The sequence below is a fragment of the Frankia sp. AgB1.9 genome, assembly GCF_016786355.1.
In the GTDB taxonomy this organism is placed as follows: Bacteria; Actinomycetota; Actinomycetes; order Frankiales; family Frankiaceae; genus Pseudofrankia.
This window is the reverse complement of record NZ_JADWYX010000119.1, coordinates 18,961-29,221: the sequence shown is the minus strand read 5'-3', so window position 1 is coordinate 29,221 and position 10,261 is coordinate 18,961. Positions and strand designations below refer to the sequence as shown.

Sequence of the window (10,261 nt, the reverse complement as noted above, 5' to 3'; positions counted from 1 at the left end):
CAGCCGCTCCCGCGCCGTCGGACGTCTCCGCGCGGGCGGGCGTGGCGCGGTCGGGCGCTGACGGGGCAGTGCGGGGGCGGTCGCCCGCCCCGGCACCGGTGGACGCCTCTGTTACTTCAGGCCAAGAGCTGGCCCCGGCGTCCGACGAGCTCACGTCACGCGCCCCCGACCATCTTCGCCCAGTTCGCGGCCAGCACGCTCTGGGCCTTGTTCAGCTGGTCGTTGGTCGGGTACTTCGTGTCGGACGGAGCCGGCGGGAGCGCGGCGGCCAGGGTCTTGTCGACCGTGCCGGCCGTCGTCATCGGCCCGAGCTCGACCGGGCGGGCCCGGCCCTTCAGCCAGAGGTTCTGGCCCGTGGCCGAGTAGAGGTACTCCTCCCAGAGGCGCGCGGCGGCCGGGTGCGGCGCGGTCGCGTTGATCGCCTGGTCGTAGTACGCGGCGTAGGAGGAGTCGGTCGGGATGTTGATCTTGTACTGGCCGCCGGACATCTTGTCTGCGACCGAGCCCGCGTTCAGGTAGTCCCACCAGAGCAGGATCGGCGTCTCGCCGCTCTGCACGGTGGCCGGCGTGCCCTTGGTCGGGACGAAGTTGCCGCTCTTGCGCAGGTCGGCGAAGTACTGGATGCCGGGCATGATGTCGTCGAACGAGCCGCCGTTGGCGAGCGACGCGGCCATGACGGCGGCGAACGCCGCGCCGGCCTGGGTCGGGTCACCGTTGATGGCGATCTTGCCCTTGTACTCGGGCTTCTTCAGGTCGGCGAAGCTCGTCGGCGGGTTGGTGATGACCTTCGAGTCGTAGCCGATCGAGACGTAGCCGCCGTAGTCGGCGAACCACTTGCCGTCCGGGTCCTTCAGCGCGCTGTCGATGTCGTTCCAGCTCGCGACCTTGTACGGAGCGAGCAGGTTCCCGGCAGCGGCCTGCAGGGCGAACGAGTTGCCGACGTCGAGCACGTCGGGCGCCCGGCTCTGGCCCTTGAGCTGCTTGACCGCGCTGATCTCGTCGGCGCTGGAGCCGTCCGGGTTGGCGCTGTTGATCTTGATGCCGTACTTCGCGGTGAAGCTGCTGATGATCTCGCCGTAGTTGGCCCAGTCCGGCGGGAGGGTGATGACGTTGAGCGTCCCCTCCTTCTTGGCCGCCGCGACGAGCGCGTCCATGCCACCGAAGTCGGCCGCCGACGTTGCCTTGGAAGCGTCCACCTTGGCGCCAGTCGTGGTGGCTGCGCCGCTCGACGAGCCGCTGCTCCCGCCGCAGGCGGCGGCGAGCAGGCCCACGACGACCGTTCCGGCGGCAACCAGCTGCAGCTGCCGGCCGACCGGTCGACTCCCTACAAACTTCACGAGCCCCCCAGGGCCAGATCGTTCCCTCCGGCGCGCAGCCACGGCGCCTCGATGCGGGCGCGCCACGACGGTCGACCGCCTGCCGTCAGCGACGGCACCGGCCAACCGGGCGGGCGTCCGAGCGGGCCCCGTGAGTTCGCTCCGGACTTGTCCGCGCAACGGTGACGTGCACGCATGACCAGTTGGTATACGGAAGTTGAGCGCAATCCTGTCGATGGGCGAACATCCCGGCCATTGACGCCCACTAACCGCCAAAAAATGAAAGGACGCAGAATCAACCCAGAACGGACGATGACGCGACGAACGCTAAACGCTAATTTTCAGCACATCAGTTGGCAAAGTCGGCTGAAGCCGGCCGGTCCCCGGACCGGGGGTCGGATGCGTTCAGGTAACGGTCATGCACACAGGTCAGCGACGACCTGGGCCGCCAGACCATGGCAGGTCGTCATGCCGATGCCGGTGGTCACCGCGACGACCCGGACGCCGGCCAGCGGGCTCTCGACCAGGAACTCCCGGCCCGGGGCGGTCGCGTAGCAGCCACGCCACCGCTCCCGCACCGCGAGCTCGGCGGCCGGGACACCGAGCAGGTCCGCCGTCTCGGCGAGCAGCAGGTCGTCGACCCGCTCGTCATGGAACGGGTGGTGGGTGACGGCCCGCTCGTGGGTGTCCCCGATGAGCAGGTCCCCGTCGGGAAGCTGGGTGAACATGAGGTTCATGTCGACGGCGAGCAGGTCGGGCCGCTCGGCCTCGAACCGGGCGCGCAGCGCCGGCAGCGACGGGCAGTCCGCGAACCCGGCGTACCGCAGCAGCGAGAGTCCGGTCAGCACGCCCGGCCCGAACCGTTCGACGGCCAGCCCGCCGGGCGCGAGCGGCGCGGCGACCCGCAGCATCTGCAACACGCAACGCCTGACCTCGGCCTGCTCGGCGATCTCCGGGTAGAGCCGGTCGAGGTCGTGCCCGGTGGCCAGCACGATCGCGGGGGCCGCCAGCTCGCCGCGCCCGGTACGCAGGACGCCCGGCGCGACCTCCAGGGCGGCCGTGCGCCAGAAGAAGGTAACGCCCTCGGCGGCGAGCCAGCGCGCGATCGCGCCGACGGCCTCCCGCGGGTTCACCCTGACGTCCCACGGCAGGAAGGCGCCGCCGACCAGCGTCTTCGCCCGCACCGGCACCCGCGCGCGCACCCCGTCCGCGTCCAGCAGCTCGGCCGGAGCCACGCCGGCCGCGGCGAACTCGCCGAGCACGGCCAGCTCCTCGGCCGAGCGCGCGGCGACCACCGTGCCGGTCGGCTCGGCGTAGAAGCCGGCGAGGCGGCCGAGCTCCAGCCAGCGCTCCCTTGCCACCTTCGCGTAGCCGAGCGCCTCGCCGGCCTGGCCGCTCACGCAGCCGTGGCCGAAATTGCGCACCGACGCGCCGCGGGCGAACTCGTCACGCTCGACGACCGCGACCCGCAGCCCCCGGCGCAGGCCCTCCACCGCGTGCGCCAGGCCGACGATTCCCGCGCCCGCCACCACCAGATCGAATTCACCCAGCCGCATAGGGCCGAGCATGGCCGACGGACCCGCCGAAATGCACGTCGTCGCCCGGACGAGACTGACCTGACACTCGGGGCCGAGAAATGCTGGTCACCGTCGTGGGAAGGTGTTCGGTGGCTGTTCACGTCGCGCCCACCGAGCAGTCAGCCGTTCCAGGAAAGGTGAACACGTGGCCACCGACTCCGTCACCGCGCTCGTCGCGGACGCCCCGGCCGGCGCCGCCGAGAACCTCGACCGGATTCGCGTCGATCTGGCGGTCTTCGACATCGCCGGCACGACCGTGGAGGAGCACGGCGCGGTCTACACCGCCCTGCGCGCGGCCGTCGAGGCAGCCGGCACGCACGCCGGGCTGGTCCTGACCGACGCGGACGTCGAGCGGTGGATGGGCGCGGACAAGCGGGCCGCCATCCGGGCGTTGCTCGCGCCGGCCTACCAGGACACCGACGCCGCCGAGCCGGACGCCGCGGTCGTGGAGCAGGTCTTCACCGACTTCCGGGACCGGCTGGACACCGCCTACCGGACCCGCCCGCCGACCCCGATGCCCGGCGTCGTGGAGGCGTTCGGCACCCTGCGGGCGCACGGGATCCGGATCGCGCTGACGACGGGGTTCGACCGGACGGTCGTCGGCCCGCTGCTGGCCTCGCTCGGCTGGGACGGCGGGCTGCTGGACGCGGTCGTCTGCGCCGACGACGTCCCGAGCGGCCGGCCGGCGCCCTACATGATCTTCCGCGCGATGGAGCTGACCGGGGTGACGGCCGTGGCCCGGGTGCTGGTCGCCGGCGACACCGTGCGCGACCTGCGCGCCGGCACCAACGCGGGGGCGGCGGCGGTCGTCGGCGTGCTCACCGGCCAGGTCAGCGCCACCGTGCTGGGCGCCGTCCCGCACACCCACCTGCTCGCCAGCGTCGCCGACATCCCCGCCCTGGTCACCGGCCCGACCGGCTGACCGACGCGGCTGGCCCGGCCGGCTGACCGGCGGGTCAGTACATCATGCGCGGGTCGACGTAGTGCTTGAACTCCAGCAGGTTGTCGGCGGGGTCGCGCAGGACCAGGCTGCGGTGCTCCTCCACGAGGCCCTCGAACCGGAGCTCGACCGGCCGGAAGACCGGCAGCTTGCGGATCTCGACGAGGCGCACCAGCGCGTCGAAATCCTCGGGCCGCCGGAAGGTCACCCCGAAATGGCGTGGGTAGAGCCGAGGCTCGGCCCGCGGCGTGTCCGGGGCGTCCCGAGGCGGTTCGGCCAGGTGGCAGACGACCTGGTCGCCGAAGAAGTCGAGGGTGACCCGGTCGTCGTAGCGCCTGGCCAGCTTGCAGCCGAGCTGTCCGACGTAGAACGCCACGGTCTCGTCGAGGTCGTAGGCCGGGATGGCCAGGTGGAAGACGTCGCCGGGGTCACGCACGGCGGCCGCCGTCGATCGTGGCCTCGATGTCGAGCAGCGTGTCCGAACGCAGGCCCAGCCGCAGCGTCTCCAGCGCGATCACCTCCATGGGCGCGATGTTGCCGAGGTTCACGTCCGTCCCGACCCGGCGGACGAAATAGGTCTGCAGTTCCTTCGTCGGCGCCTCGAACAGCAGCTGGTCGGTGGGCAGCCCGGCTTCCAGGATGTCCTCGATCAGCCCGAAACGCAGCCGGCCGTCGGGCCGGCAGATCCCGCTGCGGCCGCTTTCCCTGGCCTCAGTGATCACGAGGTCAGCTCCCGCCTCCAGATCGGCGCGAATGTATTCGACCCACCGCGACGGCGAGAGACGTTCGGAGCGTTCCCCGTCCTTGAACCCGACCTCGCTGAGGACCGTGAAATCGTCGGCCAGCCGGGAGATGTAGTCATCTTTCTCGGGGTTCGGCAGCTCGATCGTGCCGTTGGATACCTCGACGTGGCTACAGCCGTAGTCATGACAGAACGAGCGGTAGTCGTCGAAACGGCGCTGCAGGACATGCTTCTCGAAGAGTGTGCCGCCGAAGAAGTAGCCGATACCGAGTGACCGCAGTGTCTCGATCTTCTGGTCTAGGTCGGCCGTGACCAGCGCGGTCCCCCAGCCGAACTTCACCAGGTCGATGAGCTCGGTCGAACTGGTGACAGCGTCGCGGAAGTAGCTGGTCGGCAGCCCGTTGTCGATCACCATCGTCAGGCCCCGGCTGCGTGGTTTTGCCTGCCGAGACGGTAGCCGCAGTGCGGTATCGCGCATGTTTCAAATCCTCCTCCGCGTACCCCCGCCGCCCTGACCGTCGCCTTTCAAGCTGAACGGATCCTGAAGGATTGTTACAGGACAGCCATGTGTGGGTAGCAGTTCATGGTCTACCTTCGAAGGCGCTGGAATAGCGGCGTAGCGGCCTTGACCTGGGCAAGGAGACGCGATCACTCCGCCCACGGAGATCATGTAGGAGCGGCGCCGGCAGCGGGTCGGATCGCCACTCACAGGTAATGTTCAGGAGGCGCGCAAGCGGCTTTCAGGAACGGCGAGAAACGTCAGGCCGATGACGACGGACGTGGATGACGCGAGTTTCGCTCCCACAATCGGCGAGGGCCGCCTTGTCACACTCGTCGAGCAACGCGCCCGGGGCGCCGACGCGCATCGCGTCTACCTCACGGACGCGCGCGGCGGGCGACGGCTCACCTACGGGGAGCTCGGGCGAGCGGTCCGCGGCTGGCACGCCGAGCTCGACCGGCGCGAGGTGCCGCTCGGCGGCACGGTCACGATCGCGGTCGCCGCGCCGCTCGACTTCGCGCTGGCCTACCTCGGGGTCGTCGCCGGCGGGCGGCGCGCCGTGCCGGTGCCGGCCGGGGCTCCCGGCCCCGAGTTCGCCCGATCGCTCGGCCGGCTGAGCCCGGATCTCGTCGTCGCCGACCCCGCGCTCGGCGCCGGCGACGGCATGGTCACGCCGGACGCCTACCTTCTCGGGTCGTCCGAGGGCAGCCGCCTGGCCGCCATCGAGCCCCGAGCCGGGGCCGCAACCGGGGCAGGGGCCGGGGCCGCCGGGCAGACCACGGCCGGGCACGACGAGCTCGGCGGCGTCCTGCTGGCCAGCTCCGGCACGACCGGGACGCCGAAACAGGTGTTCCTCGACACCGGCCGGCTGCTGCACGTCGCGACCGCCGTCGCCCGCCACCACCGGATGACCGCGGCCGACGTCGGCTACAACCCGCTCCCGCTGGTCCACGTGAACGCCGAGGTCGTCGGCCTGCTCGCGACCCTGGTCTGCGGCGGCGAGCTCGTCCTCGACCAGCGCTTTCACCGGCGCGGCTTCTGGGACCTGATCGAGGCCACCGGAGTCACCTGGATCAACGCCGTGCCCGCCATCCTCGCGATCCTCGCCCGGGAGCCGGCGCCGTCCAGCGCCCAGACCCATGCGGTGCGGTTCGTGCGGTCGGCCTCCGCGCCGCTGCCGACCGCCGTCCTGACCCGGTTCGAGACCGTCACCGGACTGCCGGTCGTCGAGACCTACGGGATGACGGAGGCCGCCAGCCAGATCACCGCGAACCCACTGGGCGACGACCGACGAGCCGGCTCGGTCGGCCGGCCCGTCGGCTCCGAGGTCAGGATCGTGGACCCGGCCGGGCGGCCCTGCCGAGCCGGCGAGACCGGGCAGGTCCAGATCCGCGGCCGCGGCGTGATCGCCAGGTACGCGACCGAGACCGGCTGCAAGACCGGCAGCGACACCGGCTGCGACACCGGCTGCGAGCGTTTCCACGCCGGCGGCTGGCTGGAGACCGGCGACCTCGGCCGGCTCGACGCCGACGGCTACCTGTTCCTGGTCGGCCGGACCGACGACGTCATCAACCGCGGCGGCGAGAAGATCTTCCCGCGGGAGGTCGAGGAGGTGCTGCTCGCCGACCCCCGGGTCGCCCGGGCGGTCGTCTTCGGCGTCCCGGACGAGGTTCTCGGGCAGGTGCCGGTCGCCCGCGTCCAGCTCGTCGCCCCGGTGCGCGAGGCCGAGCGGAAACGGGTCGGCGATCCGCTCCGGAGCGCCGGTGGCGACGGCCTGCCCGCCGAGCTCTCGGACCAATGCGCGGCCCGGCTGGACCGCTTCAAACGGCCGGTCCGGATCGAGGTCGTGGACGACATCCCGGTCGGCCAGACCGGCAAGGTGCTGCGCCGCCTCGTCATCAACCAGGCCGCCGGCGACCCGGCGGCGGCCTGATGACGCTGACGCCGACCGCCGACCTGACACACACCGGCCTCGCGGCCACCGAGGTCACCGACCAGGCCTCGCGGCACGCGCCGACGAGTCCCGAGACCGACGAGGTCGCCGACGCCAACGGAGCCGGCGCGCTCGGAGGGGCCGTCGAGGCCGGAGGGGCCGTCGAGATCAGCGGCACGGCCGAGGCCAGCGCGCCGGTCGCCACGCTCACAGGCGCCGGGCGTCGTCACGTGTACGAGATCGACGTCGTCCGGGTGCTCACCTTCGTCGCCGTGATCGGCGTGCACGCGACCGGCGGGACGATCGACGGCTCCGGCTACGTCGGCAACGCCGTGCTCAACCTGCTGCACTTCACCCGCGAGGCGTTCTTCGTCCTGACCGGCTTCGTCCTGGTGCACAGCTACGCGGACCGGCCGCCGCGCGGCCCCCGGCTACGCAGCTTCTGGGCGCGGCGGCTGCTGCTCGTCGGCGTCCCGTACGCGGCCTGGACAGCGGTCTACGGCGCGGCCGCGGTGGGAAGCCGGACCCGCGACGACGGGGTCCTCGGCGGCGTCCGGCAGTACTTCGGACTGCTGTTCAGCGGCAACGCCCACTACCACCTGTACTTCCTGCTGGTCTCGCTGCAGATCTACCTCGCGCTGCCGGTGCTGCTGGCGCTGGTGCGGCGGGCCCGCCACCATCTGGCGCTGCTGCTCGCCGGAAGCGCGGCGCTGGAGGCGGCCATTCTGGTGGCGATCCAGTACGGCCCCCCGCGCGACGGAGTGCTCGGCTGGCTGCAGGAGTACTGCCACGTCCTGCTGCCGACCTACCTGTTCTGGGTGCTGCTCGGCGGGGTGGCCGCGGCCCGGCTCGACCGGATCCGCGGCTGGGTCGACCGGCACCGGCGGCTGGTCCCGGCGATCGTCCTGGCCGGCGCGGTGGCCGCGCAGCTGTGGTACGCGGTCTCGATCCACCACGGCCGCAGCCCGGCCTTCGCGGCCTCGGTGTTCCAGCCCATCATGATCGTCTGGGGCACCGCCGTCGTCGTCGGGCTGTTCGCGGCCGGCCGGTGGTGGGCCGCCCGGCGTACCCAGGGCTCCCGGACGGACCGGCTGCTGCGGCTCGGCTCGGAGCTGTCGTTCGGCGTCTACCTGGTCCATCCGCTGTTCGTCGACAGCCTCGTCAAGGTGCTGCCCGACCGGATACCGGCACCGCTGTCGACGCTCCTCGTCGTCGCGGCGGCGCTGGCCGGCTCGGCGGTGCTCGTCTGGCTCGCCCGGCGCACGCCGCTGAGCCTGCCGGTGACCGGCCGGCCTCGCCTGCGCCGCGCGGCCACGAGACCCGCGCCGGCCGGGCCGGCCTGAACACGGCGCTCGGCACCAGCCCGGCCGCCTGCGCACGCAGGCACCCGGGCGAGGCGACGATCAGGGGCAAACGAGCTGTTCCGGGCGGCTGACGTCGCCGAAAGCTAGGCTTCCGGGAAGCGGGAACCAGCTTCTACAGCGGCCCCCGGCGTGCCGGCGGGCGTGATCCCGCCTGGTGGCGGGTCGCCCGGCCCCGGACCGGTGACCACGGCCGCGGGACCTCGAAGCGGGCCGCGAGGACGACCTGAGCGTGAGGAGTGGGTGCGGTGACGGCGACGTTCGATCTCGGGCTGGCGGGCAAGGCGGCGGTGGTGACCGGTGCCGGTGCCGGTATCGGTCAGGCGATCGCGCGCGGGCTCGCCGCCGCCGGAGTCCGGGTCGGTCTGGTCGAGATCGACCCGACCCGGGCGGCCGCCACCGTCGAGCTGATCGAGAAGGAAGGCGGCCAGGCGCTGGCACTCCAGGCGGACGTCATGGACACCGCCGCCCTAACCGACGCCATCACCGCCACCCACACCGAGTTCGGCCGCCTGGACATCCTGGTGAACAACGCCGGCGGCGTGAAGGCGAGCCGGTTCCTCGACCAGAGCGAGCGCAGCTGGCGCCGCCACATCGACATCAACCTCGTCAGCATGCTCGCCGCGACCTCGACGGCGGCCCCGCTGATCGCCCAGACCGTGGCCGCCGGCACCGAGGCGTCCGGCGGGCGGCCGACCGGCGGCTCCATCGTCAACATCACCAGCATCGAGGGCATGCGGGCCGCCCCGATGTACGCCGTCTACGCCGCCTGCAAGGCCGGAATGATCAACTTCACCCGGACGATGGCGCTGGAGCTCGCCGAATCCGGCATCCGGATCAACGCGATCGCCCCCGACCTCACCGCGACCGCCGGCATCCGCGGCATCATGCGCGGCCCCGTCGACCCCGACACGCTGCCCGCTCCCCCGGCCGAGCGCGTCGAGGGCATCGAGCGGTACATCCCGCTCGGCCGCGAGGGCGTCGCCGCCGAGATCGCCGATGCCGCCGTGTTCCTGTGCTCCGACCGGGCCGCCTACATCAACGGCAGCACGCTGAGCGTCGACGGCGGCACCGCGGCCTCCGCCGGCTGGCTGCGTGCCGGCTCGGGCTGGACCCTCCACGGCGCCCCCGCCCCCTCCGGCTTCGCCATGGGAAACCAGTAGGAGGACCCGCATACGATCGCCGCGTGGACCGGTGGTCGACGGCGGAGCGCCTGTGCGGGCTGGCCGGCGGCGACCTGGCGCAGCACGGCCGGTTCGGGCTCCTGCACCTCCGTGAAGCCCAGGCGCTGCGGCGCGGGAGGGTCGGCGTCTGGCAGGGCGAGGAAGGGCCGCGGGCGTACCTGACCACGGTCATCCGGGTGCCCTTGGACCTGGCCGAGCGGGTGCGCGCGGCCGCGCTGCCGGCGGCGGCCGCCCGGCCCGACGGCCACTACCTCTATCCGGCCGACGCCCTGCACATCACGCTCGCCAATCTCGACCGGTACGCGGATCTGCCGCTGGAGCGGCTGGCGGAGACGCTGGCGGACCGGGTCGCCGACGCGCCACCGATCACGTTCACGCTTCGAGGTCTGGCTGTCGCGCGCCACACGGTCTATGTCCGGGCCTACGCCCAGCCGGCTCCAGCCCTGCTCGCGCTGCGCGCCTCGATCCTGCGCGAGCTGGGCTCCGAACCACCCCGGCAGGAGCCGCTGCGGATCGCGGTCAGCAACGTGGTGCGCTTCCGCTGCGCCGACCTCACGGCCGTCCTGCCGGCCGTCCGCGCCCACCGGAATGCCTGTTTCGGCTCGTTCCCGCTGCACCGGGTCGAGCTGGTCCGCACCGACAAGGTCCTCTCAGCCGCCGGTACCGAACTGCTGGCCGCCTTCGACACCGGGCCCTGAGCCGACAGGAG

The 10,261-nt window shown here is 72.4% G+C and carries 9 protein-coding genes; 5 read left to right on the top strand and 4 right to left on the bottom strand.

Annotation, left to right across the window (positions count from 1 at the left end; all coding sequences use genetic code 11):
* Positions 1-155: 155 nt before the first annotated feature.
* On the bottom strand, positions 156-1,337 hold the full coding sequence (locus I6A60_RS33340) for an ABC transporter substrate-binding protein (RefSeq protein WP_203019367.1): 1,182 nt from the start codon (positions 1,335-1,337) through the stop codon (positions 156-158).
* A 395-nt stretch (positions 1,338-1,732) separates the two neighbouring features.
* A complete protein-coding gene (locus tag I6A60_RS33335; RefSeq protein WP_238436774.1) occupies positions 1,733-2,872 on the bottom strand; it encodes a TIGR03364 family FAD-dependent oxidoreductase in 1,140 nt (379 codons plus the stop codon).
* Positions 2,873-3,038: 166 nt separating this feature from the next.
* On the opposite strand from I6A60_RS33335, the gene I6A60_RS33330 reads away from it, so the two are divergent.
* The gene (locus tag I6A60_RS33330) at positions 3,039-3,815 is read left to right on the top strand and encodes a phosphonatase-like hydrolase (RefSeq protein WP_203019379.1); all 777 of its coding nucleotides are present in this window, start codon (positions 3,039-3,041) and stop codon (positions 3,813-3,815) included.
* 34 nt (positions 3,816-3,849) lie between these two features.
* Here the strand turns inward: I6A60_RS33330 and I6A60_RS33325 are convergent, their stop codons facing one another.
* On the bottom strand, positions 3,850-4,269 hold the full coding sequence (locus I6A60_RS33325; protein ID WP_203019389.1) for a VOC family protein: 420 nt from the start codon (positions 4,267-4,269) through the stop codon (positions 3,850-3,852).
* A complete protein-coding gene (locus I6A60_RS33320; RefSeq protein ID WP_203019391.1) occupies positions 4,262-5,053 on the bottom strand; it encodes a phosphosulfolactate synthase in 792 nt (263 codons plus the stop codon). The genes I6A60_RS33325 and I6A60_RS33320 overlap by 8 nt, the downstream gene beginning before the upstream one ends.
* Positions 5,054-5,342: 289 nt before the next feature.
* Between I6A60_RS33320 and I6A60_RS33315 the strand changes: the two genes are divergently transcribed.
* From I6A60_RS33315 to I6A60_RS33300, 4 genes are all read left to right on the top strand, one after another.
* On the top strand, positions 5,343-7,007 hold the full coding sequence (locus tag I6A60_RS33315; RefSeq protein ID WP_203019393.1) for an AMP-binding protein: 1,665 nt from the start codon (positions 5,343-5,345) through the stop codon (positions 7,005-7,007).
* Positions 7,007-8,350, top strand: a complete 1,344-nt coding sequence (locus I6A60_RS33310) for an acyltransferase (protein ID WP_203019395.1) — start codon at positions 7,007-7,009, stop codon at positions 8,348-8,350. The genes I6A60_RS33315 and I6A60_RS33310 overlap by 1 nt, the downstream gene beginning before the upstream one ends.
* A gap of 266 nt (positions 8,351-8,616) precedes the next feature.
* Positions 8,617-9,531 (top strand): SDR family NAD(P)-dependent oxidoreductase, encoded by a 915-nt coding sequence (locus I6A60_RS33305; protein ID WP_203019397.1) that lies wholly within the window; start codon positions 8,617-8,619, stop codon positions 9,529-9,531.
* A gap of 23 nt (positions 9,532-9,554) precedes the next feature.
* Positions 9,555-10,250 carry a 2'-5' RNA ligase family protein gene (locus I6A60_RS33300; protein WP_203019399.1) on the top strand — a complete coding sequence of 232 codons (696 nt, stop codon included), beginning with the start codon at positions 9,555-9,557 and terminating at the stop codon, positions 10,248-10,250.
* Positions 10,251-10,261 lie beyond the last annotated feature (11 nt).

What these genes read in the sequence shown, in the direction of transcription:
- I6A60_RS33315 (WP_203019393.1), top strand. Translation starts at nt 5,343, where the DNA reads ATGACGACGGACGTGGATGACGCGAGTTTCGCTCCCACAATCGGCGAG.
- I6A60_RS33335 (WP_238436774.1), bottom strand. Translation starts at nt 2,872, where the DNA reads ATGCGGCTGGGTGAATTCGATCTGGTGGTGGCGGGCGCGGGAATCGTC.
- I6A60_RS33320 (WP_203019391.1), bottom strand. Translation starts at nt 5,053, where the DNA reads ATGCGCGATACCGCACTGCGGCTACCGTCTCGGCAGGCAAAACCACGC.
- I6A60_RS33310 (WP_203019395.1), top strand. Translation starts at nt 7,007, where the DNA reads ATGACGCTGACGCCGACCGCCGACCTGACACACACCGGCCTCGCGGCC.